Source organism: Nocardia sp. CA-120079 (assembly GCF_050955745.1).
Taxonomy (GTDB): domain Bacteria; phylum Actinomycetota; class Actinomycetes; order Mycobacteriales; family Mycobacteriaceae; genus Nocardia.
The window spans coordinates 3,061,641-3,087,744 of the sequence record NZ_CP192088.1; the positions used below are offsets into that span (position 1 = coordinate 3,061,641).

22 protein-coding genes are annotated in these 26,104 nt (G+C 65.9%); 14 read left to right on the forward strand and 8 right to left on the reverse strand.

All coding sequences use genetic code 11. The annotated features are described in order from the left end of the window. Position 1 precedes the first annotated feature (1 nt). From ACQPYR_RS13865 to ACQPYR_RS13880, 4 genes are all read left to right on the forward strand, one after another. Entirely contained in the window at positions 2 to 2,395 is a 2,394-nt protein-coding gene (locus ACQPYR_RS13865; RefSeq protein ID WP_433632063.1) for a CaiB/BaiF CoA transferase family protein, read from the forward strand. After that, complete coding sequence (locus tag ACQPYR_RS13870; RefSeq protein ID WP_433632066.1) at positions 2,395 to 4,068, forward strand: FAD-binding protein; 1,674 nt, start codon at positions 2,395 to 2,397, stop codon at positions 4,066 to 4,068. Before ACQPYR_RS13865 ends, ACQPYR_RS13870 begins: the two co-directional genes overlap by 1 nt. A gap of 207 nt (positions 4,069 to 4,275) precedes the next feature. After that, complete coding sequence (locus tag ACQPYR_RS13875; RefSeq protein ID WP_433632068.1) at positions 4,276 to 5,751, forward strand: class I adenylate-forming enzyme family protein; 1,476 nt, start codon at positions 4,276 to 4,278, stop codon at positions 5,749 to 5,751. Between the two features lie 13 nt (positions 5,752 to 5,764). Next, the gene (locus tag ACQPYR_RS13880; protein WP_433632071.1) at positions 5,765 to 6,076 is read left to right on the forward strand and encodes a hypothetical protein; all 312 of its coding nucleotides are present in this window, start codon (positions 5,765 to 5,767) and stop codon (positions 6,074 to 6,076) included. A 231-nt stretch (positions 6,077 to 6,307) separates the two neighbouring features. Here ACQPYR_RS13880 and ACQPYR_RS13885 read toward each other — a convergent pair whose 3' ends face one another. The 4 genes from ACQPYR_RS13885 to ACQPYR_RS13900 form a co-directional block, all read right to left on the reverse strand. Then, complete coding sequence (locus tag ACQPYR_RS13885) at positions 6,308 to 6,847, reverse strand: type II toxin-antitoxin system RelE family toxin (protein ID WP_433632073.1); 540 nt, start codon at positions 6,845 to 6,847, stop codon at positions 6,308 to 6,310. Continuing rightward, a complete protein-coding gene (locus ACQPYR_RS13890) occupies positions 6,834 to 7,142 on the reverse strand; it encodes a hypothetical protein (RefSeq protein ID WP_433632076.1) in 309 nt (102 codons plus the stop codon). The genes ACQPYR_RS13885 and ACQPYR_RS13890 overlap by 14 nt, the downstream gene beginning before the upstream one ends. Positions 7,143 to 7,881: 739 nt before the next feature. Beyond that, positions 7,882 to 8,250 (reverse strand): hypothetical protein, encoded by a 369-nt coding sequence (locus ACQPYR_RS13895; protein ID WP_433632078.1) that lies wholly within the window; start codon positions 8,248 to 8,250, stop codon positions 7,882 to 7,884. A 9-nt stretch (positions 8,251 to 8,259) separates the two neighbouring features. Next, a complete protein-coding gene (locus tag ACQPYR_RS13900; protein ID WP_433632081.1) occupies positions 8,260 to 9,864 on the reverse strand; it encodes an FAD-dependent oxidoreductase in 1,605 nt (534 codons plus the stop codon). A 330-nt stretch (positions 9,865 to 10,194) separates the two neighbouring features. On the opposite strand from ACQPYR_RS13900, the gene ACQPYR_RS13905 reads away from it, so the two are divergent. The 6 genes from ACQPYR_RS13905 (at position 10,195) to ACQPYR_RS13930 (ending at position 16,438) form a co-directional block, all read left to right on the forward strand. Then, on the forward strand, positions 10,195 to 11,190 hold the full coding sequence (locus tag ACQPYR_RS13905) for a VOC family protein (protein ID WP_433632084.1): 996 nt from the start codon (positions 10,195 to 10,197) through the stop codon (positions 11,188 to 11,190). Between the two features lie 10 nt (positions 11,191 to 11,200). Continuing rightward, positions 11,201 to 12,394 (forward strand): cytochrome P450, encoded by a 1,194-nt coding sequence (locus ACQPYR_RS13910; protein WP_433632087.1) that lies wholly within the window; start codon positions 11,201 to 11,203, stop codon positions 12,392 to 12,394. Between the two features lie 80 nt (positions 12,395 to 12,474). Then, positions 12,475 to 13,962, forward strand: coding sequence for a class I adenylate-forming enzyme family protein (locus tag ACQPYR_RS13915; protein WP_433632089.1), 1,488 nt, complete (start codon positions 12,475 to 12,477; stop codon positions 13,960 to 13,962). Then, the gene (locus ACQPYR_RS13920) at positions 13,959 to 14,786 is read left to right on the forward strand and encodes an NAD(P)-dependent oxidoreductase (protein ID WP_433632091.1); all 828 of its coding nucleotides are present in this window, start codon (positions 13,959 to 13,961) and stop codon (positions 14,784 to 14,786) included. The genes ACQPYR_RS13915 and ACQPYR_RS13920 overlap by 4 nt, the downstream gene beginning before the upstream one ends. Before the next feature lie 80 nt (positions 14,787 to 14,866). Beyond that, complete coding sequence (locus tag ACQPYR_RS13925; RefSeq protein WP_433632094.1) at positions 14,867 to 15,769, forward strand: IclR family transcriptional regulator; 903 nt, start codon at positions 14,867 to 14,869, stop codon at positions 15,767 to 15,769. Positions 15,770 to 15,898: 129 nt separating this feature from the next. Next, a complete protein-coding gene (locus tag ACQPYR_RS13930) occupies positions 15,899 to 16,438 on the forward strand; it encodes a flavin reductase family protein (RefSeq protein ID WP_433632097.1) in 540 nt (179 codons plus the stop codon). A 12-nt stretch (positions 16,439 to 16,450) separates the two neighbouring features. Here ACQPYR_RS13930 and hsaA read toward each other — a convergent pair whose 3' ends face one another. Further along, on the reverse strand, positions 16,451 to 17,611 hold the full coding sequence (gene hsaA, locus ACQPYR_RS13935) for a 3-hydroxy-9,10-secoandrosta-1,3,5(10)-triene-9,17-dione monooxygenase oxygenase subunit (RefSeq protein ID WP_433632099.1): 1,161 nt from the start codon (positions 17,609 to 17,611) through the stop codon (positions 16,451 to 16,453). An 85-nt stretch (positions 17,612 to 17,696) separates the two neighbouring features. Continuing rightward, positions 17,697 to 19,175 (reverse strand): aldehyde dehydrogenase family protein, encoded by a 1,479-nt coding sequence (locus ACQPYR_RS13940; protein ID WP_433632102.1) that lies wholly within the window; start codon positions 19,173 to 19,175, stop codon positions 17,697 to 17,699. A 299-nt stretch (positions 19,176 to 19,474) separates the two neighbouring features. Between ACQPYR_RS13940 and ACQPYR_RS13945 the strand changes: the two genes are divergently transcribed. Continuing rightward, positions 19,475 to 20,989, forward strand: a complete 1,515-nt coding sequence (locus ACQPYR_RS13945; protein ID WP_433632105.1) for an MFS transporter — start codon at positions 19,475 to 19,477, stop codon at positions 20,987 to 20,989. 41 nt (positions 20,990 to 21,030) lie between these two features. Here ACQPYR_RS13945 and ACQPYR_RS13950 read toward each other — a convergent pair whose 3' ends face one another. Further along, the gene (locus ACQPYR_RS13950) at positions 21,031 to 22,023 is read right to left on the reverse strand and encodes an LLM class flavin-dependent oxidoreductase (protein WP_433632108.1); all 993 of its coding nucleotides are present in this window, start codon (positions 22,021 to 22,023) and stop codon (positions 21,031 to 21,033) included. 43 nt (positions 22,024 to 22,066) lie between these two features. Continuing rightward, on the reverse strand, positions 22,067 to 22,840 hold the full coding sequence (locus tag ACQPYR_RS13955) for an enoyl-CoA hydratase/isomerase family protein (RefSeq protein ID WP_433632111.1): 774 nt from the start codon (positions 22,838 to 22,840) through the stop codon (positions 22,067 to 22,069). A 290-nt stretch (positions 22,841 to 23,130) separates the two neighbouring features. On the opposite strand from ACQPYR_RS13955, the gene ACQPYR_RS13960 reads away from it, so the two are divergent. The 3 genes from ACQPYR_RS13960 to ACQPYR_RS13970 are packed head-to-tail and all read left to right on the forward strand — an operon-like array spanning position 23,131 to position 26,018. Next, on the forward strand, positions 23,131 to 23,442 hold the full coding sequence (locus ACQPYR_RS13960) for a hypothetical protein (protein ID WP_433632114.1): 312 nt from the start codon (positions 23,131 to 23,133) through the stop codon (positions 23,440 to 23,442). 10 nt (positions 23,443 to 23,452) lie between these two features. After that, the gene (locus ACQPYR_RS13965) at positions 23,453 to 24,964 is read left to right on the forward strand and encodes a class I adenylate-forming enzyme family protein (RefSeq protein ID WP_433632117.1); all 1,512 of its coding nucleotides are present in this window, start codon (positions 23,453 to 23,455) and stop codon (positions 24,962 to 24,964) included. 28 nt (positions 24,965 to 24,992) lie between these two features. Continuing rightward, positions 24,993 to 26,018, forward strand: coding sequence for a phosphotransferase family protein (locus ACQPYR_RS13970; RefSeq protein WP_433632120.1), 1,026 nt, complete (start codon positions 24,993 to 24,995; stop codon positions 26,016 to 26,018). Positions 26,019 to 26,104 lie beyond the last annotated feature (86 nt).

Consider the following 26,104-nt stretch of genomic DNA (forward strand, 5'->3'; position numbering starts at 1 on the left):
CGTGGAACCGCTCGATGGTTACGTGGTCATCGATTTCTCCAGTGGGATCGCCGGAGCCTACTGTACGAAGTTACTGGCAGACGCCGGGGCTGAGGTCGTCAAAGTCGAAGCACCGGAAGGTGATCGGCTGCGAAGCTGGTCGGCATCGCACACCGAAATCCCGGCCGGCGCGTACGGCGCGCTGTTCGGTTTCCTCGCGTGCTCGAAGCACAGTGTCGTCGCCGATCCGGATGAGATCGACTTCGTGGACCGGCTGTTGGCGTCGGCGGACGCGGTGGTCTGGAGTCGCGGATCGAGCGTCGCGGAGCATCCGTCGTTCACTCCGGAAGCCATTCATGACCGCCATCCCCATCTGACGGTCACCTCGATCACCCCATTCGGTCTGCACGGTCCCTGGCAGGACCGACCGGCTACCGAGTTCACGCTGCAGGCGTGGTCGGGTGGGATCATCGGGCTCGGTCGGGGCGCGCCGGACCGTGCTCCGGTCTATGTCGGAGGCCGAATCGGCGAGTGGGTTGCCGGGGCATATGCCGCGGCAGGCACCCTGGCATCGCGGGTGCGGACCCTCGACACCGGCGCGGGCGAGCTGGTCGACCTGTCCGTGCTCGAGAGCCAGGTTCTCAGTCTCACTTACTATTCCGTCACGTTCTTCGAGGCGCTCGGTCGGCTGATGCGGCCGGGACGCGGGCTCATGGTGCCCGGGGTGGCCAGCGCCAAGGACGGAATGGTGGCTGTCGGATGCGGGACCGCGCAGCAGTGGTTCGACCTGTGTGCGATGGTCGGGCATCCGGAGTGGATCGATGAGAGCGCGCCGTTTTCGATCAGCGGGCGAGCGGGCGACCTGGCCAGTGAGATCGCCCCGTGGTTCGCCGAGCATACCGTGGCCGAAATCCGGGAGCTGGCAACGGCCTTCAGAATTCCCAATTCCCTGGTGGCCAATGGCGAGAACATCGCCGAGATGGAGCATTACCGGGCGCGCGGATCATTTGTGGCCAACCCCCGCGACGGCTACACCCAACCCGCCCCGCCGTTCCGCTTGGGATCCGAGCCACCGCCCGCGCCTCGCCCCGCCCCGCGCCTCGACGAGCACGGGGAACGGTATCGCGCCACACCCCCGGCCGCTCGCCGAGACACCGCGAACGGGTTGCCCTTCAACGGACTTCGCGTGCTGGATATGACCGCGTTCTGGGCCGGGCCGTCCTGCACGCACTTGCTCGCCATGCTCGGTGCCGAAGTGATCCACGTCGAGTCGACCACCCGGCCCGACGGAACCCGGCTCATCGCCGGTGTCCCGCTCAGCGAGGAACAGTGGTGGGAACGCTCGCCGATATTCTCGAGCTTGAACACCAATAAGAAAAGCGTGACGCTGGACTTCCGAAGCGAGCGCGGTATCGAGGTGCTGCACCGGCTGATCCAGAGCTGCGACGTCATCGTCGAGAACTACACCCCGCGGGTGCTCGAGCAGATCGGGCTCGACTACGAGAAGGTGCGCAGCCTGCGCCCCGACGCGATCATGGTCCGGATGCCGGGCTTCGGCCTCGACGGGCCGTGGCGGGACAACCCGGCCTTCGCCTACATCATCGAGGACGCGTCCGGACTCACCTGGTTGACCGGCCATCCCGATCAGAACCCGGTCGAGCCGTTCTCGATCGGCGATCCGAATGCCGGTCTGCATGCCCTCAACGCGCTGCTGCTCGCGCTGGAACATCGGCGGCGGACCGGCGCGGGCATGCTCGTCGAGGCGGCGATGGTGGACGCCGCGATGAACGTCGCCGCCGAACAGGTCATCGAGCACTCCGCATACGGGCAACTCCTGGTGCGCGACGGCAATCGGGGACCGGAGGCGGCGCCGCAGAACCTCTACCGGACCGCCGATATCGACGAATACGGCGGCAACGACTCCTGGGTCGCGGTCGCGGTGGCCACCGATGAGCAATGGTCGGGTCTGCGCGATGCGATCGGTCGGCCGGATTGGGCGATGGAGCTGGAGTTGTCCACGGCCAGTGGGCGTCGCGAGCAGCACGACCTCATAGACAAGAATCTCGCCGCGTGGTGTGGGCAGCGCAGCGCGGGGGAGATCGTCCAAATCCTTTGGGATGCTGGAGTTCCGGTGGCCAAGGTGATGCAGCCGCATCGCGTCGCCGAATTGCCGCAGCTCGAGTCGCGCGGTTTCTATGAATACGTCGAGCATCCGGTGAACCCGACGGTCCGGCACAGCACGGTGCCGTTCACGCTGTCGGACGGCCCCGAACGGTGGCATACGCGCCACGCGCCGTTGTTGGGCGAGCACAACCAGGAAGTGCTGACGGGACTCGGACTCAGTGCATCCGAGATCGCCGCACTGGAAAACGACGGTGTCATCGGGCAGGCGCCGGCAATGGGCAGGGGAAAGTGATGAACGACTGGGACCACACGACCGATTTCCTGGTCGTCGGCAGCGGTGCCGGGGTCGTCGGCGCATTGCGCGCCCGTGCCCTCGGCAAAGATGTTCTCGTCGTGGAGAAGTCCGACCTGCTCGGCGGATCGACCTGCATGTCGGGTGGTGTGATGTGGCTGCCCAACAATCCACTCATGCAGCGCGAGGATGTATCCGATTCGCTCGACACCGCCCTGGCCTATTTCGACTCCGTTGTCGGTGATGCGGGTCCGGCATCGTCTCCGGCCCGGCGACTGACATACATCAATTCCGGAGTCGAGATGGTCGGGTTCCTCGAATCCGAAGGACTGAAATTTCGGCGTTGTGAAGGGTACAGCGACTACTACGCCGGGGTCCGGGGCATCGAAGGCGGCTCTGCGCGCGGGCGATCGATCGAACCGGAGATCTTCGACAAGAAGAAACTCGGAGCGTGGTGCGACCGGATCCGGCCCGGCTTCGCCGGCGGCATGGTGATCTACACCGTGGAGGCGGCGCCGATGTCGTTGATGCGCACGCGAATTGGTATGGCCACCATGGCCAGGGTCGGGCGGCGCACCGTCGGCGGGCGCATTCGCGGACAGCAGCTGGCGGCCAACGGCGCGGCGTTGATCGCCCGGTTGGTCGACGCGCTCCTGCGCCGTGAGATCCCGATCTGGACCGAGTCCGCGCTCACCGACCTCGTCGTCGAGGACGGCCGGGTCGTCGGTGCCGTCATCCATCGCGACGGCCGGGATGTGCGCGTGCGTGCCCGGGACGGAATCCTGCTCGCCGCAGGCGGTTTCGCCCGCAACGAGACGATGCGCAAGGAGCATTCGGACGGGCTTCCCGTCGGTGCCGAATGGACCTCGTCCAATCCGGGGGACACCGGCGAGGCAATCCGGATCGCGGCGGGTCTCGGTGCCGCGACCGACATGCTGGACGAGGCGTGGTGGATGCCCTCGTGGATCACGCCCGACGGTACCCCCGGCATGTGCCTGTCCGAACGATGCAAGCCGGGCTCGCTCATCGTCGATGCGCAGGGCCTCCGATACTTCAACGAGGCGTGCTCGTATCAGGAAGCCGGTCAGCAGATGTACGCGCGGCACCGCGAGAACAGCGCGGCGATTCCGTCCTGGCTGATCATCGATTCGCGCCACCGGTCGCGCTATCCGTTCGGGATGGCCCCCGCGGGCTGGACTCCGAAGGAGTTGATCACCGGCGGTGTGCTGAAGCGCGCTGACACCCTGGAAGAACTTGCCCGCCAATGTGATATTCCCGCTGATGCGTTGCGGCAGACTGTGGATCGGTTCAACGGATTCGCCGAAACCGGCGTCGATGAGGACTTCCATCGCGGCGAGGGCGACCACGAGCGCTTCTATGGTGACCGCACCCACCAGCCGAATCCGAGCCTGGGTCCGATCGAGAAGGGGCCGTTCTACGCGGCCGCGCTCTACCCCGGCGATATCGGTACCAGCGGCGGGTTGCTCTGTGACGAGTTCTCTCGGGTATTGAATGCCGATGGGGAGCCGATCAGCGGGCTGTACGCGACCGGCAATTGCACTGCCTCTGTGATGGGACGCAAGTACCTCGGAGCGGGGGCGAGTATCGCCGCCTCAGCGGTATTCGGTTATGTCGCAGCGAATCACGCCTCTTCGGACGCCGAGGTGACCTGATGTCTGGTGCCGAAACGTCTGTGCGGCACCGCCCTTCGTCATTCCGGCATCCGGCGAAGCCGTCGGGCCATCGCGGGAATGTGGATGCGAGCCGAAAGCGTGCCGGAATGACGTGTTTCGTACTCGACTCTGCTGAACGAGGCATCAGCGACCGGCTCGTCCCGTCCCGATCCATCCCCACCATGCATTCCGAAAGTTGGTGAAGACATGCATCTCTCAGCGATGGTCGAGATGATCGAGTCGGGCTTCGCCGACCGTATCCTGTTGGGCGACGCCGACCGGCGAGTGACCGGGGCCGAACTCGGCGCCTTGGTGAAGGGCGGAGCAGCGACACTGCGCGATTCTCCCGCGCTGGTGTACGCGGGGGAGAACCATCCGCTACTGCCGGTGGCCCTGTTGGCGGCGGCGTGTGCGGGGGTGCCGTTCGTGCCGGTGAACTACCGATTGGACGACACTCAACTGAACAGTTTGATCGAACGGCAGCCCGAAGCACTTGTGCTGGCCGATGCTGTGACCGCGCCGCGAGTGACAGCAGGCGCACTCGTCTTCGATGACTGGCTGGCCGGTCTGCCCGCCGACGTGCCGCCCCTGGATCCGCGGTTCGAAGACGACGCGGTGGCGGTCGTGCTGTACACCAGCGGCACAACGGCCGCCCCGAAGTCGGCGCTACTCCGGCACCGCCATCTCATGGCCTACCTCCTGAGTACCGTCGAATTCGGCAGCGCCGATCCCGAAGAGGCAGTACTGGTTTCAGTGCCGCCCTACCACGTCGCAGGCGTCGCGAACATGCTGTCGAACATATTCGCCGGGCGTCGACTGGTGTACCTGCGCGCCTTCGATCCATCGGCATGGCTCGACACGGTCCGCACAGAAGCCGTAACCAATGCGATGGTGGTCCCGACAATGCTGGCGCGCATCGTGGACGCGGTCGCCGGATTCGACAGCGCGCCGCTCCCGACACTGCGCTCCCTCTCGTACGGCGGCGCGAAAGTATCCGAACGCATACTGCGCGAGGCGCTTACGCGATTCCCCGACGTCGGATTCGTCAACGCCTACGGCTTGACCGAAACAGCATCGACAATCGCCGTCCTCGGCCCCGAAGACCACCGAGCCGCACTGCATTCCGACGACCCACTGATCCAAGCGCGCTTGTCCTCGGCGGGCCAGGTCCTCCCCACAATCGAAATCGAGATCCGCGACGACAATGGCCAAACCCTGCCCCCAGGTAAATCAGGCATCATCTTCCTACGCGGCGAACAGATCTCCGGCGAATACGCCACCGGCAGCCTGCTAGATGCCGAAGGCTGGTTCTGCACCCGCGACAAAGGCCACGTGGACCCCGACGGCTACCTGTACATCGAAGGCAGAGCCGACGACACGATCATCCGAGGCGGCGAGAACATAGCCCCCGCAGAGATCGAAGAAGTCCTCCTATCCCACCCAGCAGTCGCCCAAGCATGCGTGGTCGGCCCGCCGAGTGACGAATGGGGCCAGACCCTCGCCGCAGCGGTAGTGCTCCGCGCAGGCGCCGTCGCAACCGACGACGAACTACGCACCCTCGTGCGGTCGCGCCTACGCGGCTCGAAAACCCCGGAAACAATTGTCTTCCGAGAATCGTTGCCGCACACCGACACCGGAAAGCTACTGCGCAGGCTCGTGCTCGAGGACCTGAGCGCACATTAGAGAGGTAGGAACCATGGCCCTGTCCCTGAAACCCGGCACACGAGTCTTCAGCTCCGTCGATTCGACAGAACTGATCGTCGTCAAAGTCCCCGCGGACCCGATCGAACTCACCATCGGCGGCGCCCCCGCAGTCCTCTCCGCAGCGGAGAAGAATGATGCCGTCGCCCCAGCCACCTCCAACGGCGGCACCGCGATAGGCAAGCGCTACACCAACGCCGCCGCAACAGTCGAATTGCTGTGCACCAAACCAGGTCCCGGCATGCCCGCCATCGATGGCGAGGCGCTGGAACTCAAGGCAGCCAAGCCGCTCCCAGCATCTGACTAACCGTAGGCACTACCCGGTACTCCGGCGAGTCAAGCGGCTGGATTGCTTCCACCGGTGCCGGTTGGTCGACGCGATATGCCGGGCCTAACGCTCCACAACCCGAACCCTTTGACAGTCGAAGGGCCAGCGCTTCGGATCGTGCTGGTCGGGCGAACATCCGCTGGGACGCGGTGAGGGACGTGCCCCGCGTCGACGGGTGGAGCCGGTAGGCCAGGATCGTGTTCGGCCGGGTTAGGTTGATGGCCGCGAGGTGTATTCGGCCCAGCGGTCGACGGCCTGTTCGAGACCGAGTGCCGCGACCTCGGTGGGAGCCATACCGACCGTGTGGATCAATCGCTGTGCGAGCCAATCGGGGACAGGTTCGCGCATCGGTGTCGGTGGAACTACGAGCGATTCGGCACTGCGGCCGAGTCGCTCGACCACTGCGCCGAGCTTGCTGAATTCCGGTAGCCGACCGGCGGCCGCGACGATGCGGGCAGTTGCTTCCGCGTATACCTCGGAGTCGGCGCGTGCTCCGATCGCCCAGATCTCGCAGATCTCGATGGTCTGCTGGTCGATGACCCGGTACACGATCCGCCAGGTGTTGCGGCCAACGACAAGCTTGCGAAACCCGGTCAACTCGCCGCCGAGTGGATAGCCGGCTTGCGGTGAATCCAGCAGCAGGAGCATCTTTTTGAGGACTTTGGGCACGGCATCGGGGCCGAGTTTTCGAAGGTCGTCGATTGCCATATCGGTGAAGAGGACTTCGACCATCGGCTTACTCGTGGTCATCGACTTCGGCGAGGGATTCCCTTGTGTGACCGAAGGCGCCGAGTACATCATCGAGTGACGTTCGGTTCCCGCCGTCGGTCGCGGCCCGGGCGAGCACCAGCGCAAGGTCACGCAGGTCGGACTCCGCGCGATCCAGTTCAGCGAGCCGATTCATGCTGACCACGGCGGCAACCGGCCGGTGATGACGGGTGACCACCAGATCGGTACCACCTTCGGCATCCGCTACCAGTCCCGCGACGCCTCGCTGCGCGGCGTCGGAAACGCTGAGTTCATGAGTGTTGCGCAGGATGGACATACCGTAACTGTACAGAATTCTAGCTAGATTCTCGATGCCGTGTCGCCTGCCGGGAACCACCTCCGCCGTCCTTGCGCTACTGGGCTTCGGACACAGCGTGTCCCATGCGTTACCGCTGATGCTCCCAAGGAGTGGGTTGCGCCTCGAGGCCCCGGAACGCTCCGTCCGTGTCGTGCGCGTTCAGAGGCATATTTATGACCGCCCGTATTGCCTCTGTCCGTCCCGTATCAGCCTATTCAGGGACGCTGTAGGGACGCTCGCGGGTCGCCGGGAACAAGCTGGGCGTCAGGCCGTCGGCGTGTCGGTGCCTGCGCCTAAGCCGCCCCCAATGAGGGCATTCAGGGCTGCTCGAGCCGTCACGTCGAGCATGGAGGGCTAGCAGTGCCGAAGAAACATCCCGATGTAACTCAGGCTACCCGCGAAGGCCCTCTACACCAACGCCGTCCGCTGTGCCGAGCCTGGCCGCAGCGACCCGCTGTATCGGGTGGACCCCGATGGGAACCGCGTGCTCAACTCGCGGATCGCATAGCGCCGGTCCGCGTAATTCGACCAGCGTCATTGCGCAGCGGGGCATCCGCGCCACGTACTGGGTGAACCTCACGCCATCGGGCAACTCGACGTCGACGGTCGATAATCGGATGTGCCGGTTCTCGTCTACAAGCTTCTCGCCGTGGATCTTCCACTGGGTGTGCTTGCTCCATTGCCCGTGACGAGTACGCGGGCAGTGCACCGTATTTCATTATGCAGCAGGGCCTTTGGCGGAGAGGGGGAATGAGCCGGGGGTGATCAGTCTGCGCTCGACCAGGATTCGGGCGTCGGCCAGGATCAGTGGCAGGGCCGCGGAGCTCGGGAGGGCGGGGCCGAGTCCACCTGCTCGAATCAGATGCGCCTGTGCGCCGTATCGCCCGAATGCCAGCGCGATCGAGGTGGTGGCGCTCGGGTCGGCGTATCGGTGCTGCGGCTCGGGGAAGCACCACTGCCAGGGGCCCGCCGAGGTCGTGAAGCGCAGTTCGATGTAGTCGGATCGGGCTGGGCAACGCAGTGCGATCTCGAGTGCGGCAGGCAGGAACGACCTTCCCGACAGGGTCGATTCGGTTGCGCGGGTCATGGCCGACTCCTAAGCGGTTGGTCCGGCGAGGTCGAGCGCGGCGAGATAGGCGAAGACGAGGCTCGAACCGATCGGTGTGCCGGCACCGGGGTACGCGCTGCCCGACATCGCGGCCATGGTGTTGCCGGTCGCGTAGAGACCTTCGATCGGCGTTGCGTCCGAGCGGAGTACGCGAGCGTGCGCGTCGGTCACGAGACCACCCTTGGTTCCGATATCGGACAGCACAACTGTGGCCGCGTAGTAAGGCGGGGTGTCGACGGGGATGAGCAACGGGTTGGGGAGGTCGGTCGCCAGCGGCACGAGGTAGTTCTGCCGGGGATCGGCCGGGTATCCGACGATGTACTGGAACATCTGGTCCCACGGCGCCTCGCCGCGGTGGAAACGTTCGTCGACACCGGATTTCGAATAGCCGTTGTACTCCTCGATCGACTTGCGCAGTTTCTCCGGCGGCACGCCGATCAGTTCGGCCAATTCTTCGAGGGTTTCGGCGCGGCGCAGGGCGCCGGACGCGAACCATTCCGGACGCACCGGCTGCTCCGGGTCGCCGCCGAAGCCGTCGCGCTCGAGCTGCCGGTGGTCGAATACCCAGTGCGCGGTGCTGTGCGTAACGCCGGTTTCGCGTTGCAGCCGGGCCATTTCGTGCCCGGCGCGGTCGTAGGGCTGCGTCTCGTTCATGAAGCGCTCGCCCTCGGCATTGACCCAGATCCCGCCGCGGGTGCCGGTATGGAAGACGGGCCGACCGTCGGGCTGCACCACTCCGGGGACGTACCAGGCCTCGTCGAGCAGGTCGGTGGCCGCGCCGATCGCGCGGCCGGCCAGAATCGCGTCACCGGTGTTCGCCGGCGCGCCGTGGGACCATTCGCCGGTGAGCGGCACGGGTGAATACTGCTCGCGCATCTCGCGGTTGTGTTCGAAACCGCCGGCGGCCAGGATCACGCCGCGGGTCGCGCGGAATGTGCGGCGCTCGCCGCCACTGACCGCCACCACACCGGTGACGCGGCCGTCCTCGACCAGCAGTTCGGTGAGGGCGGTCTCGAGCAGGTAGGAGCCGTTGCCCGTTGCCAGGAATGCCTTCAGCGCCCGGCCGATCAGTGCGCGGCCGCCGACGAGTACCGGTCCTTCGTCGATGCCCCAGCGCTCTTCGGGGACGGATCGGCGGATGAGCGGGGCGAGGTCTGCGAGTTCGGCGACCGAGATCTCCTGCGGGAATACGGTTCGCCCGGTCGCCGTCGATCCGGGACGCCCGTAGAAGTATTCGGGCACGGGCTGATAGGCGAAGGACCCGAACAGCGGGTTCTGCTCGAGGTCGTCGATCAGTTGGGGCGCGGTCCGCAGGTAGGCATCCTGCAGTGGCTCGCGCGAATTGTCGGCGACAACGTCGCGCAGGTAGGTGCGCGCGGCCTCGGGATCATCCTCGATGCCCGCCCGCGAGATCGGGGCGCTGCCCGGAAACCATAGTCCCGCACCGGAATACGAGGTCGTGCCACCGATCAGCGCGGTCTTCTCCAGCACCAGCGTGCGCAGCCCGCGGGCGGCGGCCGCGTAGGCGCCGATCAGGCCACCTCCTCCGGAGCCGACGACCACGACATCGTAGGTTTCCTCGTCAGCGGGCATTGTGTTCTCCTTGTCGAATCGAGGTGCTTCGGCTCTGCGTGGTGACGCAGGCTGTCGCCGCCGCGCCCGAACGTGCAACCGCGGGTGTATCGCAGCCGGTCGCGACGCGAGATCGTGCGGCTGGCGAGTTCGTCGAGTGTGCGGCCGACTATGCGGAGCAGAGGGTGAGATTCCGCTGAGCGGGATGGCACGGGTCGTGGTGCGGGAGCCGTTCGTGGCGGCTCGTCGGAATCCGGCGCGTCCCAGTGTTCGGAAAGTCCGGCCTGTGCTGCCCGGTTCCTCCGCAAACTAGCCAGCCAGCAGGACATTCCGACTCGAAGGAGAGCTCGCATGGCTGGTTCGCACGACTACGATCCCGGCCCGCAGATTGCCCACGCCGGTGGCCTGAACCTGGGGACGCCGGATCTGCGGCGTTCGATCTGGTTCTTCCGGGACCTGCTGGGCATGGAGGTGGTCGCCGAATCCGATGGCGTGGCCTATCTGCGCGGGTATCAGGAACTGGTGCACCACTCGCTGGTGCTGACCCAGCAGGACGAGGCACGGGTGAACAGTTACAGCTTCCGGGTGAAGCGGCCCCAGGATGTCGAGCTGTTCCACAAGCAGCTGACCGAGGCCGAGATCGAGGCGGTGGAGCTGCCCGCCGATCACGAACTCGGCCGCGGCACCGCGATCCGTTTCCTGGTCCCCGGCAGTGAGCATCCGTTCGAGCTCTACTACGACATCGAAAAGCCGGTTGCCCCACCGGAATTGCGCTCGAAGCTGCTCAGCAACAGTTCGCGCCGTCGCGGTTTCGGTGTCCGGCGGCTGGACCATCTGAACGTGCAGTGCAGCCCGACCACGGTGAACCAGGCCGAGGGTTGGCTGCGCAATGCGCTGGGGTTCAAGCGCCGGGAGTTCGCGATGATCCCGCAGTTCCCGGAGACCATCCTGGCCTCGTGGCTGTCGGTGACGCCGCAGGTGCACGATATCGCGATCGGTGTGAACGCGGAGGAGGCCAACGGCCGGTTCCACCACGTCGCCTTCAATATCGAGAACTACCACGACATTCTGCGGGCGGTCGATGAGATCCGTGATCTCGAGATCGACTTCGGGCACGGTCCGGGCAAGCACGGCATCGGTCAGGCGATGTACCTGTACATCCACGATCCCGGCTCCGGTCACCGGGTCGAGCTGTACTCCGGCGGATACCTCATCTTCGATCCGGACTGGCAGGCGCTCGAGTGGAAGATCCCCGAATTGCAGTGGGGGCAGACGTGGTACGGCGAGGCCCTCGATGTCGGTCCGGGCGGCGCGTTCCTGTCGACCACACCGTCGGCCGGGTTGTGAGAGGATCGGTATGACGCTCGAATCCCAGGGCACCCATGACGGTGTGCCCGCCTACTATTTCGACAATCGCCTATCCGGTCCACTGCTGAGCCATCATGAGCAGTGGGACCGGCTCGCCGGCACCCACTCCGCGTTCAGGAGCACTGTCGCACAGGGATATTGGGTCATCACGGACGGCCAGGCGATCCAAGAGGCGCTGCAGGACTGGCGCACATTCTCCAGTACCTCGGTGACGGTCCTGGAGCCGAATCCGAAGTTCCTGTGGATTCCGGAGATGCTGGATCCGCCTTTGCACACCAAGTGGCGGCGACTGCTCGGCAGCGAGTTCGGGCCCAAGTGGGTCGCCGCCCGCGAGCCGGAGATCCGGAAGATCGCGGCGGACATGATCGACCGGCTGCTGCCCAAGGGTGGTGCGGACGTCCTCGACGAGTTCGCGCGCCGGTTCCCGACCCTGATCTTCATGCGGCTGATGGGCCTGCCCGAGCAGGATCTGGAGCAATTCCTGGAATGGGTGCACGAGATGCTGCACGTGCCGCACGCCGAGGATCCCGACCACAGTCGGCAAATTGCCGCGATGACCGCCGCGTCGGCCTATTTCGGAGAACAGATCGCGCTGCGTCGCGAGGCCCCGCGCGATGATCTGCTGTCGCGCATGATGACCTGGCGCATCGATGGTGAGCTCCTCAGCGACGCCGATATGCACGCGTTCTGCATCCTGATGTTCCAGGCGGGTTTCGACACGGTCCCCATCGCGATCGGCTGGGCCATGTATCACTTCGCCGCACACCCTGAACAGCGCGCGGCCATGGTGGCCGATCCGACGCTGATCGCCAACGGCGTCGAGGAAGTCCTGCGCGTCTATTCGTTCGTCATCCCGGCACGAAAGGCGACGCGGGACACCGAGATCGGCGGCTGTCCGGTGAAATCCGGCGACATGGTGATGCTTCCGCTCGCGGTGAGCAATCGGGACGCCGAACGGTTCGACAATCCGCATGAGGTGGATCTGCATCGCACGGCGAACAACCACATCGCTTTCGGTTCGGGTCCGCACCGCTGCTTGGGTTCGCACCTGGCGCGGCTGGAGCTGAATGTCGCGATGGAGGAATGGCACAAGCGAATTCCGGACTACCGGATCGCCCCGGGGCAGCAGCTCGAGCAGACCGGAAATATGTACGGCTTGATGTCCTTGCGCCTCGAGTGGTGAACCACGGCCGGGCAGGTGCATGACGACACGATCGAAATTCACGCCGAGCTGGACTCGGACCGTCGAAAGGCATTACCAACGTGGGAATTCGCGACCAGCTGACCCGGCTGCTTGCCGAGGCTCCGGCCGACGCCGAAGCGATCGAGCACGAGGAGATCTGGTGGACCTGGGGGCGGATCCAGGCGACCGCGCGCTCGGTTGTCGATGCGCTGGAATCCGTCGGTCTCGATGCTGGATCCCGAGTCGGTGTGGTCCTGGAGAACCGGCCCGAGCATGTCGCGGTCGTGACCTCGCTGATCGCGTCCGGTCGATGCGTCGTACTGCTCGCACCGCTGCAGCCCGCGCCGCGGCTGGCCGCCGACATCATCGCGTGTGATCTGCCCGCGGTGGTGTGCGGATCCGAGCTGCTCGCCCGTGACGGCGTGCTCGATGCCGCCACGGCGGCCGGTATCGCGCTGGAACTGCGCGACGACGGCTCGGTTCGGCGAGTGGGCGGCCAGGTCCGTGCCTGCGCCGTGACCAATCCGGGCACAGTCGTGGAAATGCTCACTTCGGGGACGACCGGTGTGCCCAAGCGGGTGCATCTGCGGACCGTGCAGTTGGATCAGGCACTGGCTTCCGGTGGGCAGACGGCGCGAGGAGACCGGTTGCTGTCCCGGTCCGCGGTGCTGGTGAACGCGCCGCTCGTGCATATCGGCGGCCTGTGGCGGGCATTGGCGTGCCTCGCCATGGGCCGGCGGATGATTCTCATGCCCAAGTTCGTCCTGGAACCGTGGATCAGTGCCGTGCAGCGGCACCGGTTGCGGGCCGTGAGCCTGGTGCCCGCCGCGCTGCGGGCCGTACTCGACTCAGGAGTGTCGCGGGACCGACTGTCGAGCCTGCAGGTCGTCACGTCCGGGACCGCGCCGTGTCCGAAAGAGTTGGCGGACTCCTTCTTTCGCACATATGGCATCCCGGTGCTGATGACCTATGGGGCAACCGAATTCGCGGGCGCGGTGGCCGGCTGGACGCTGGCGTTGCACGAACAGTGGTGGGACCTGAAGGCAGGCAGCGCCGGTCGCGCCTTCCCCGGCGTCGAGTTGCGAGTCACCGGCGAGGACGGCGTCGAGCTCGGCGGTTGGACGACCGGACGGCTCGAGGTCCGTACCGCGCAGACTGCGGAAGGCGCCGGAGAGTGGGTTCAGACCAGCGATCTGGCGCGGATCGATCTCGACGGCTTCCTCTGGATCGACGGACGTGCCGACGACGCCATCATCCGCGGTGGCTTCAAGATCCAGCCGGATACCGTCAAGCGGGTGCTGGAGTCGCACGTGGCGGTGCGCGAGGCAGCGGTGGCCGGACTGCCCGACCCCCGGCTCGGACATGTGCCCGTCGCCGCGATCGAAATCGAACCGGGACTGATCCCGCCTGACAGCGACGAACTCGTGGCGCTCTGTCGTGCACACCTGCTGCCGTACGAAGTGCCGGTGCATGTCGTGGTCCTGGACCAGCTGCCGCGCACGCCATCGAGCAAGGTGAGCCGGATGGAACTGCTCGATATCGTGCGCGAGCAACGGAACCGATCATGACGGCACCGACGATCGGATTCATCGGCGCAGGACGCATCGGTGCGGCGATGGTGGAGCGACTACTGGCGGCCGGGCATCGGGTCCGGCTGTACGCGCGGCGGCCGGAGGTGCGCGACCGGCTGGCTGCACTCGGCGCGGAGCCCGTCGATCGGATCCGGGATATCGCGGCCGCGGATGTCGTGGTCAGCTGCCTGTTCGGCGACGATCAGATATCCACGCTGCTGCCCGAGGTTGTCGGCGCCATGGCCGAGGGCACGATACTGCTGTCGCACACCACCGGGACGCCGGAGGTGCTGCACAGTCTGGACCGGTTCGCACCGACCGGACGAGCCGCGGTCGTGGACGCGACATTCAGTGGCACACCGGAGGCGGTGCGTGCCGGGGAGCTGGTGGTCTTTCTCGGTGGCACACCCGAAGACGTCGCGATCGCGCGCACGGTCGTCGATTGCTATGCCGGAACCGTCCTCGAAACCGGTGCGCGGGGTTCGGCGCTGCGGGTGAAGTTGATCAACAACCTGCTGTTCGCCGCGGTCTCGCAGCTGACCCTGCAAGGTCTGACATTGGGCCGTGGTGTTGGGATAGCCGAAGGTGTGATGCTCGAGGCGCTCGCGGTCAGCAGCGGCGGCACCACTGCCGGACGCTATATCGCCGATCGTGGCGGATCGAAATCCTTCGCCGCCGCGGTCGCACCTTTTCTGCACAAGGACGTCGCCGCATGCGCAGCCGCATTGACCGATTCCGGCGTCGATTTCTCGGGCCTGCTCGCCGCGGCCTGCGGCGGACCGATCGACATCGGCGATATCGACCCTAAAGAGGAAACTTAATTCCGATATCACCGCCTCAAACCGGCTGTCTTTCGCTACACTCGCGCCTGAGGTTCGAGCTCCAAGAAGGAGGCTGGCCAATGGCCTCAGTGGTGAATGACAATGCGGTCGCCACCTCCGAACGGCACGAGGCGCCACCGTCGATGGTCGAGCGGATGACACTGATCATGGATTCGTTCGGTGGTCCGCAGATCCGGCTCTCGCTCGAGGATGTCGCCGGACGCGCCAATCTGCCGCGTTCGACGACCCATCGCATCCTGGAACAGCTGGTTCGGCTGCGTTGGCTCGAGCGCAACGGTCGTGACTACGGCCTCGGTCAACGGGCGCTCGGATTCGGCGGCCGGGAAGAGGGGCACGGTGCGCTGCGGACAGCGGCGTTCCCGCTCCTGCACAACCTGTCGGTGCGCACGGAAATGGTGGTGCACCTTGCCGTTCTGGATGGCGCGGAGGCGTACTACCTGGACAAGTTCGGGGGCAAAGCGGCCGTCCAGGTGCCTTCCGTCGTCGGTGGCCGGGTGCCCGCACACTGCACAGCCGTCGGAAAGAGCATGCTCGCCTGGCTGTCGCCCGAACAGATCGATGATCTATACCGCGATGTCCTGGTCAAGCGGACCGCGCACAGCATCGGCGATCTCGAGGTCCTGCATCAGGAGTTGATTCGCATTCGAGCGCGCCGCGGTCTGGCTTTCGATCGCGGTGAGTGCTTCCAGCACATCGCTTGTGTCGGTGCGGCGGTCCGCGGTCCCAAGGGACCGGTCGGCGGGATTTCGCTCGTCGGTGACGTGCGCGCACCGCTCGAGCGGTTGGCGCCGCTGGTCGCCAATACCGCGCAGGCGATCTCGGAAAAGCTGATGGGCGACACCGCACGCAAACATTCGGCACGCTTCGAACCCGTCGTAGTGCGGGATGAGCCACAGGCGCCAGCACTCACCGAAACCGTCGGACGAATCCTCGCGCTTGGCGAGCGCGGCGAGTGGTTCTGAGTTCCTCGCACGCACCCGGGCCGCTTTCCGCTGAGCGGAAACATCCAGAGGCCCAGCCGGTTTCCTGACCAAACTTGCGTTCCAGTGGGCCGTCGGCTCGATCCTTCCGCAAGAGAGGTGAGGACCCCTATGAGTCCGCTTCCGGATCCGGTGTCGATGGGCGCACGGCGCTTCCGCGATGTGCTGGGACATTTTCCGACCAGTGTTGTCGCGATTACCACCACGGCCTCCGACGGTCGTCCCCACGGAATGATCGTCGGCACGTTCACATCGGTTTCGCTCGAGCCGCCCCTGGTGTCTTTCCTGGTGAACCGGAACTCGTCGACGCTGGCGCTGATCCAGGATGCGGGTCGATTCTGCGCCAACGCGCTCGCGGGCAACCAGGAGCCGACCTCACGCCGGTTGTCGGCTCGCGCGCCGGACCGGTTCGAGGGCGTGATCTGGACAACCTCGCCGCTGGGCAATCCGGTGCTGGACGGCATCGTGGCATGGGTCGACTGCACGCTCGAAAAGGTGGTCGAGATCGGTGACCACCATCTGGTCGTGGGCCGGGTCAGCGATCTCAATATCGAGTCGGTGCGGACCCCGCTGCTCTTCTTCCGCGGCGGGTACGGCGACTATCTTGCCAGTGCGACGCTACTGATGGATCGTCTCGTCGGCTGGTGGTGACCGGGTCCGAATTCAGACCATCATGTCGTCGACCGGCAATCCGAATGTGCCGCGCCCGTACATCGTCAGCGCCGTGCCGACATTGTTGGTTGCGTGGATGCCCGCGATATGTGCGTCGCGCCAGGCCCGCTCGATCGGATTGCGACGGCGCAGCAGCATCCCGCCGGTCGCCGCGAACACCAGATCGATCGACGTCAACGCACGTTCGGCACCCAACGCCTGGTCGCGACGGGCACGCAACCGCAGCTCCAGCGGAATCTCCTGTCGCGCACAAACGCACTCGTACAGATCGCGAAGGCTCCGGCTCATCTGCAGGATGGCCGCGTCGATTTCGGCGCTTGCGCGCGCAGCCGCTGTCGGCTGATCCGCGGTGATACTGCCGCCACCGAAACTGAGCCGGTTACTGTCGCGCATCCGGCTCAGAAAGACATCGAGGCAACCCTGTGCCATGCCGACCATCGGTGAGCTGTTCGTGTAGGTGTACATAGTGCCGTAAGGCATTCGGTAGAGGGGCCCGGGATTCGCCTTATGTCCAGGGCTCTCCAGCCGTGCGATGTCGTAGAACCGCGTTACGCGATGCTCCGGAACGAAAATCCGCTCGGCGTACAGATCGTCACTTCCCGCGCCGCGCAATCCGGCCGCATCCCACACCTTCGACATCCGATAATCGGCACTTGGCACCAGCCCGCTGACCATATCCACCGGCTGGCCGTTCTCGGCCACGATGGTGCCGCCGAGCAGCGCCCACGACGAGTGTGCGCAGCCGGTGGCAAAGCGCCAATGGCCGCTGACTTCATAACCTCCGGCCACCGGAACGAATCTGCCGACCGGTGCGTAGGACGAGCAGATCAATGCGTCCGGGTCTTGCGACCACACATCACGTTGCGCGCGCTCGTCGAAAAGGGCCACATGCCAAGGGGCCAAGCCGAGTACCGAGGTCACCCACCCGGTCGAGCCGCACGCGGTGGCGACCGTGCGGACCGCGTCGTAGAAGTCCAGCGGATCGGCCTCCAGCCCACCCTGGGTTTTCGGTCGCAGCAGCCGGAAGATACCCGTACCGATCAAATCGGTCATCGTCTCTGCCGGTATCTCACCGGACTCGTCGACCTGCGCCGACCGTTCGGCCAGCGTTGGCAGCAATTCGCTGACCGCTGCGGCTACGTCTACATTCATGCCGGGTTCTTTCGTGTCCGCGCCCCCTACACCAGTGACTTCACGGCGGAGCGTAACAGGCAGTGACACAGTCGAGCTGGGCCGATCAGCGGGCGGCCCAGCTGATGGCCTTGGTCTGCAGGAATTCGTCGAGGCCGAATTCGCCCCACTCCCGGCCGATTCCGCTCTGCTTGTATCCGCCGAACGGTGTGCGTGGGTTGACGCCCGCACTGCCGCCGTTGATGGCTATGCCGCCCGCACGGACCCGGGTCGCGATTTCGTAGGCGGCCTTGGTGTCGGCACTCCAGACGGCGCCGGCCAAACCGTAGGGGCTGTCGTTCGCGATGCGAACCGCCTCGTCGTCGGTTCGGAACGGGATGACGACGCCGACCGGGCCGAAAAACTCGGTCTGCGCGATCGTCATCGAATTGTCGACATCGACAAAGAGGGTCGGCTCCACGAAGTAGCCCTTGTCGAGGCCCGCCGGGCGTCCGCCACCGGCGACGATCCGCGCGCCCTCCTCCTCGCCGACGCGGATCAGCTTCTCTACCTTCTCCCGCTGCGCCTCGGTGATCAGCGGACCCATCGTGGTGGATTCTTGTGCCGGATCGCCGACCCGGACACCGGCGAGGGCGACGCGCAGCCGCGCGACAAGTTCGTCGTGAACGGATTCGTGCACGATCGTGCGGGTCAGGATCGAGCAGCCCTGGCCCGCGTGCACCGTGATGCCCATCAGTGCGGACCGGACCGCTCCGTCGAGGTCGGCATCGGCGCGGACGATATTCGCGGACTTGCCGCCGAGTTCGAGCACGACCTTCTTGATCGAGCTCGCCGCCTGTGTGTAGACCATTCGTCCGACGGTGTCCGATCCGGTGAAGCTGACCAGGTCCACCATCGGATTGGTGGTCAACTCCCGGCCCGCGTCGACATCGCCGGTCACGATGTTCAGCACGCCCGCCGGCAGACCGGCGGCATCGGCGAAGTCACCGATCAACAAGGATTCCAGCGGGGTGGTCGGCGCGGGCTTCAGCACGGCCGTGCAACCCGCGGCCAAGGCGGGGACCACCTTCATCATGCTGAGGAAGAACGGAAAGTTATAGGCCGCGATCAGTGCGCAGACCCCGAAGCCCTCGCGCCGGATCTGTCCCTGGGAGATGCCGATACCGGGGGCGATCGTGGGTTCCATCGGGCGTTCCCACGCGAAGGCAGGCATGACGCGCTCGGCCATATCGCGCAGATGGGCCACCGGCACCCGGGTCTGCAGGGTCTCGGCCAACGAGCGGACCGAACCCGCCTCGGCCATATTGACCGCGACGAGCTCAGGCAGGCGGCGCTCCATCTCCTCGGCCATGCGCAGCAGCACCGCGGCCCGCTCGGCGGGCTTCATCCGCGGCCAGGGACCTTCGTCGAATGCCTTGCGCGCGGCCGTGACAGCGCGGCGCACGTCCGGGATCGAGGCCTGTGGGACGTAGGCGATCGTCTCCTCCGTCGCGGGATTGCGCACGTTGATGAGCTCGTCCGATTCGCCGTCGGTGCGGTGCCCGTCGATGTAGAGCTGCGTCGAGAACGAGTACGCCGTGGTCATGTTCGGTCTCCTGATTGCCGGATCTGCGTGGGTCATCTGGGCAGGCTCACCTGCGGCGCTGCCCGCACACCGCGCCTTAAAAGTGTACTGAATAGCCGAATTGGCTGAGTCGTTTGTCCAATTGCCGCTGAGTGGAAAGGTCGATTGTGTGACCCGCCCCACAGGGGGTGTGCTGTCGCGTACGTCTTCGCCCCACTCCGAGCAGGGCGAATGCGATCACCAAACCAAAGCCACGGCTCGATTGCTCGGTGCGAGTCGGAAACGAGAGCTCCGTGGCAGCCCCCGAAAGGACTCGATCGATGAGCCCTGCAATGCAATTCGAAGAATCGCCCGATGTCGCACCGATGCCGGACGCCGCACAGACATGGACGCCGCGGCTGGTGCTTTCCCTGGCCTCGATCGTGCTGACGCTCGAGATACTCACGCTCAGCTACATGATGGTGTCGATGGCGGTGCCGGAAATCTCCGTGCATTTCCAGACGACCCAGGGCGCCTGGATGCTGACGGCATTCCTCCTGGTCGGGGCTGTGACGGGGCCGCTGCTCGGCAAGCTGGCCGATATGTACGGCAAGCGGAAAATATTGCTGGCCTGTGTCGCCGTCTCGGTGCTCGGCGCACTGGTCTCCGCGGTCGCGACCAGCTACGCGATGATGATCGCAGGCCGGGCGTTGATGGGCGTGCTCACGCCGTGCGTCTTCCTTGCCTACTCGCTGATCCGGGATGTGTTCCCGAAGAAGACGGTCGCGCTCGCGGTCAGCGTTACCACCAGTGGTTTGGGACTCATCGCGATACCGGCGCCGTTCATCACCGGCTGGCTGCTCGACGACTACGGTTTCCGCAGCATCTTCTGGTTGTTCGTGATCGGGCTCGCGGTGTTCGGCACCCTGGTCGCGCTCACCACCGGTGAATCCACCGTGCGGGTGCGGTCGCGGATCGACTTCGCCGGTGCACTGCTGCTCGGTTTCGGCATCGCAGGGGTACTCGTCGCGGTCAGCTTCGGTCCCAGCTGGGGCTGGACAGCTGGTTCGACGCTCGCCTACCTCGGTGGCGGCGTTGTGCTCGTGGTGGGCTGGTTGGTATCGGCCGGGATCGTGCGTGACCCGCTGCTCGATCTGGACGTGCTGCGCAGGCGGCCGGTATTGCTGATCTCCATCGGTTCCGCCATGTGCTACGGCTGCAGTGCACTCATCACCATTCTGCTGCCGATGATGGTGATGACGCCCGCCGCCGTCGGACTGGGTTACGGATTCGGTGTCAGCGCAAAGGGATTCGCGATCTTCCAGGCCCCGATCGGCGGCATGGTCGTGGTCGGCGGTGTGGTCGTCGGCATTCTGGTCAGCCGCAGGGTTCGGCCGCGGTTGCTGATGATCGTCGGCCTGCTGCTGTTCGCACTCGCTTTCGTGCTCATCGCGGCAAAGCACGACGACAAGGCACTGCTGCTCGTATTCGCGGGTATGGCGGGCACCGGTATGGGGCTGGGCTACGCATCGGTTCCGAATCTGTTGATCGAGGCGGTTCCGCCGCAATTGCAAGCCAGCACGGCGAGTATCGCGAATGCCGCGCAGAGCGTCGTCGCGGCGGTCTTGCCGGTGCTCGCGTTCACCGTGCTGAACAATTCCTATATCGCGCCGATCCCGCTCGAAATGACCCATGGCGCGGTGCTCTACACCGATAGGGGATTCCAGGTCGCATTCCTGATCGGCGCGGTGGCCTGCGCCATCGGCGCGCTGCTCGCCGTGCTGCTGCCCCGCAAGATCGAGCAACTGCCCGCACCTATCGCGCAGGACGCCGAGGCCCCGGTATTGACGCACTGATCGAGTCGAAGGCGGCCGCGTGCAAACGCGGCCGTCTTTGCTCAGGGTGTGGTGCCGATCAGAGCGAGGCTGGAATGGGCATATGCCGCACGACGTTTGGGACTCACCAGATACGAGGGCGGGGCGAAATAGCCGACATCGCGGGGCAGGGCGTCGGCGCGGCGCGCGAGGGCCGCACGGGCGTCGGCGGTGGTCCCGCAGAGCGCGATCTCGGCGAGCATCTCGTCGGTGACCGCCTTGACCATGCCGTCGGTATCGCCCGCGCGGAATGCCGAGCGCAGTTGCGCGACAGGGCTTTCCCAACCGTGATGGGCGACGTAGGGGTCGTAGGTCTTGACGGTGAGGTAGAAGGCGATCATGCGGCGCGCGTCGGCGATGGCACGTTCCGGCGCGTTGTCATCGATGGCGGTGATGATCCAGCCGTGTTCGAGTGGGCGTCGGCCGCTACCGGTGGCCCCGCGATCGACCGCCGGGCGCACGATGTCGTTCCACCAGGTGCGGGTGAACAGGCCGTGGCCGATCACGCCGTCGCCTACCCGGCCCGCGGTGGCGGCCATCCGGCTGTTGAATCCCGCGAGCAGTACCGGGATATCGAGGCGGCCGAGCACCGGGGCCCGGACATCGGCGTCTATCGAGTAGAACTCACCGGAGTACTGGATCTTCTCGCCGTTTTCCGCGTGCAGCCAGGCGCGCACCACATCGATGGTCTCGGCGATTCGATCGACCGGGCGATCGGCGGGGACGCCGAACCAGTCGCGGTTGATCCGGAAGGCGGCGGTGCCGAGGCCGAGGAAAAGTCGACCGGGTGCTTGCCCGTGCAGCTGCCGCATGGCGGTGGCATGCGCGTACGGGGTGCGGGCGAAGGCGTAGGCGATGGCGGGACCGACCAGCGCGCGTTCGGTATGGGCGACGATCTCGGCCACGGTGAGGTAGGCGTCGTGGTCGACGAAGTCACCGGTGCAGAAGGCTGCCACACCGGCCTGCTCGGCCTCCCTCCCGACGTCGCGGCCGGGCCACGGCATACCGAACTTCATCGAATTCTCCTCTTGGACTTCTCTGATCGGTGGTGGATGCGCGTCAGCGCAGCGTCCATTTGCTGCGGGGCACCGTGGCACGGTCGACTTCGGCTTTGCCGATGGGGTTGCCGATATGGGTGTAGGACAGGCCGGTGCGCAGTGCGTGGGTGCGGGTGGAATCGAGCGACTCCCAGATCGCCCGGACCGTGCCCTGGATCGCGGCCGGTGGTTTGGCGGCGATGATGCGGGCGATCTCGTCGGCGCGATCCCAGAGCTGATCGCGCGGCAGTATCTCACTGACCAGGCCGATCTGCATGGCGCGCTCGGGGGACAGACGCTCGTCCAGGCCGAGCAGCGCGATGCGCAATGTCTCACCCAGCGGAATGCGGCGCGCGAGCCCGATCGGTTCCAGCGCGGCGGTGAGCCCATAGCTGACATGCGGGTCGAAGAAGGTCGCGTCCTGCGCGCAGATGATGATGTCGGCCTCGTTCAGCCAGTAGAACGCGCCACCGGCCGCCATTCCGTGCACCGCGCAGACCAGCGGTTTCCACACCTGGTTGAGCTTCGGCGACAACTTCTCGCCGGGATCGGTCTGCGACCAGACGTTGGACTGCCGGTCGAAGCCCTGCTTGACGTCCATGCCGGTGCAGAACGCCCGGTCACCGGCTCCGCGCAGCACGACGACACGGATATCGTCATCGAACTTCACCCGCTGCCAGATGCGGTCGAAGTCGTCGAGCATCTCCTGGTTGAAGCTGTTCATGGCTTCCGGTCGGTTCAGGGTGATCGTCGCAACGTGGTCGGTCACGTCGAACAGGACGGTTTTCAGCTCCATCCGGAAACTCCGATGTTCGTGGGTCGGCTGAATGCGGCCCTCCGTGGAGTGGCCGGATTAGAGTGTAACAAATTGTTCTATCGACGGCATTTGGCGCCGCGCTGGTCGCGGTCCGATTCGAACCGCTTAATATGTGGTAGGCAAGCAATAGTGCCGCGTGGCCCGACTCTTGGGCTGCTGCAGATTCTAGATAAGTCGTATACTCTTCTCTGGTCTCGATCGTCCGGATGTGTTCGTGACGACGGCGGTCGGGGCGAGATGGCACGACGAGATCTACGGAGGAAGTTGCGATGAAGCCACGTGTGGGGCAGACGCTCGCCAGCACGGTCGACACGACGACGGTCATCGTCGTGCGCGCTCCGCAGGCCGATCTGGAGATCACCTGTGGCGGGGCGGCGATGGTCGATCCGAAGGGCCCCGGCGGCATCCCCGCCGGCACCGCCGATCCCGAACAGCTCGGTGGTTCGCAGCTCGGCAAGCGCTACGCCGATGAGGAACTCGGTGTGGAACTGCTCTGCACCAAGGCGGGCCAGGGCACGCTGGCGGTGAACGGTGTCGCGTTGCCGCTCAAGAACGCCAAGCCGCTGCCGGCCTCGGACTGAGAGCGCAGCGATGAACGTAGCGATGCTGTTGGATATGGCCGCCGACGGTTTCGGCGACCGAATCGTGATCGGGCGGACCGCCGATGGACTGACGCCGGTGCGGCTGCGTGAGTTGGCCGCCGGCGGTGCGCGGGTGGTCCGTGCGGCCGGTGCCGACGCGATTGTGTACCTCGCCGTCAACGGTCCGGCCTTCCCGGTCGCCCTGTTCGCGGCGGCACAGGCGGGTGTGCCGCTGGTGCCGGTGAACTACCGTCTCGGCGCGGAGCAACTGGACGCGTTGTTGGCGAATCATCCACGCGCACTCGGTATCGCCGATCCCGAACAGGCCGAGGCATTGCGCCGGGCGCGGCTGTCGGTGCGGAGCCCGCAAGAGTGGTTGGCTGCCGCGGCGGATGCCGGTCTCGACGATGGTGACGAGGTTCCGGCCGCGCCCGAAACACCCGCGGTGTTGATCTACACCAGTGGCACGACCTCCGCGCCGAAGGGTGTGGTCCTGCGGCACCACAACTTGGTGTCGTATGTGCTCGGCACGGTGGAATTCGCGGGTGCGGACGCCGACGAGGCCGCGCTGATGAGCGTGCCGCCCTACCACATCGCGGCCGTATCCAACGTTTTGACGAACCTGTATGCCGGGCGTCGGGTGCTCACCCTCGAACAGTTCACGCCGCAACAGTGGCTCGAACTCGTTCGCGAGCAGCGAATTTCGAATGCGATGGTCGTTCCGACCATGCTCGCGCGGATCATGGACGGCGACGGGCTCGACCGCTCGGTCCCGTCATTGCGTTCGCTCGCCTACGGCGGCGCCAAGATGCCGGTGCGGGTGATCGAGACCGCGCTGCGGGAGTGGCCGCATGTCGATTTCGTCAATGCCTACGGGTTGACCGAGACATCGTCCACGATCTCGGTGCTCGGGCCCGAGGAGCATCGCGCGGCCGTTGCCAGCGATGATCCCGCGGTGCGCGCTCGCATCGGCTCGGCCGGTCGGCCGGTGCCCGGTATCGAGCTCGAGGTGCGCGCCGAATCCGGTGGTCTCGCCGCGGCAGGGGAGCCTGGCCAGATCTGGGTGCGTGGCGAACAGGTCTCCGGTGAGTACGCCGGGCACGGTGCCTCGGTCGACGAACGGGGTTTCTTCGATACCCGAGACCACGGCCGCGTGGATGCCGACGGCTATCTCTACATCGAGGGCCGGGTCGACGACACCATCATCCGCGGCGCGGAGAACATCGCGCCAGCCGAGATCGAGGACGTCCTGCTGCGGCATCCGGATGTGCTCGACGCGGTCGTCGTCGGTGTGGTCGACGAGGAGTGGGGTCAACGGATCGAGGCCGTTGTCGTCCCGCGCAGCGGGGTGGACGTCGATGCCGAACTACTGCGCGCGCAGGTGCGAAAGACATTGCGCGGCTCCAAGACTCCCGATCGCATCACGTACTGGCCGGAACTGCCGCGCACCGCGACCGGCAAGCTGGTGCGCCGGGATATCGTCGCGGCGCTGACGGCCGATCGTCAGCCGACCGCGGGGTGAGCACCCTCGACGGCAAGGGTGAGTGAGCATGAGCGTTGTCGCGAATACTTCGGAGTTGGTGCGGGAGCTGACCGCGCGCACCGTTGTCGCGGTCCGCGACTGGGCACCTGGCGCGACCGTAGTGGGCATCGAACCACTCACCGGCGGGACGTCGAGCCTGACCTACGTGGCCGAATTGTCGGATGCCCCAACCGGATACGAGCGCGTCGTGCTGAAGGTGGCGCCGCCCGGTCTGGCGCCGGTCCGCAACCGAGATGTCCTGCGCCAGGCTCGAATCATGGAAGCACTGGCGGGTCGGCCTGGGGTGCGGGTGCCGAAGGTGCTGTTCCACGATGCGGGCGCACCGCCGGCGGTTCCGCCGTTCGTCGCCATGGATCTGGTACCAGGTACCTGCGTCGAACCGGTGCTCGTGCCGCGCGGCACGGTACCCGCCGACCAGGTGCGGGCCCGCGCCTTCGACGCGGCCGTAATGCTCGCCGATCTGCATCGAGTGAACCCGGCGCGCACCGTGCTCGCGACCGAGCCGGTGGTTTCCCTCGGCGCCGAGATCGACCGCTGGACAAGGGCTTTCACCACCGTATCGGACGATCTGCGCACGGGGTACGAAGCAGTCGCGGACCGCCTGCACGCCACCGTGCCCGCCGCCATGACACCGGTCTTCACCCACGGTGACTACCGGCTCGGCAACACACTGTGCGAAGCGGACCGCATCACCTCGATCATCGACTGGGAAATCTGGTCCCTCGGCGACCCCAGGATCGACGTGAGTTGGCTGACCTTCTTCACCGACGATGCCGCGCATCCAGCGTCGGTATCCGATGAGCCGACCGGCATGCCGGGCAAGGCGGAACTGGTCGACGCCTACCAGAAGGCGCGCGGCGCCGCCCTGCCGGACCTGCCGTGGTTCGAGGCGCTGACCAAATACAAGGAGTCCGCCGCGACCGCCTTGCTGATCAAACGCGCCCGCAAGTCCGGCCAGTGGAACGACATGCACCAACGCATGCTGCCCGCATTGCCGCTGCTGCTCGACGAGGCGAGGGAACTGCTGGGCTGACACCGATCTGAACGGGCAAACATTGTGGGCGACAGCGTATTCCGTGACCTTCGCGATCGGTGGCGGCTAGCGCCGCGCTCGCTGCG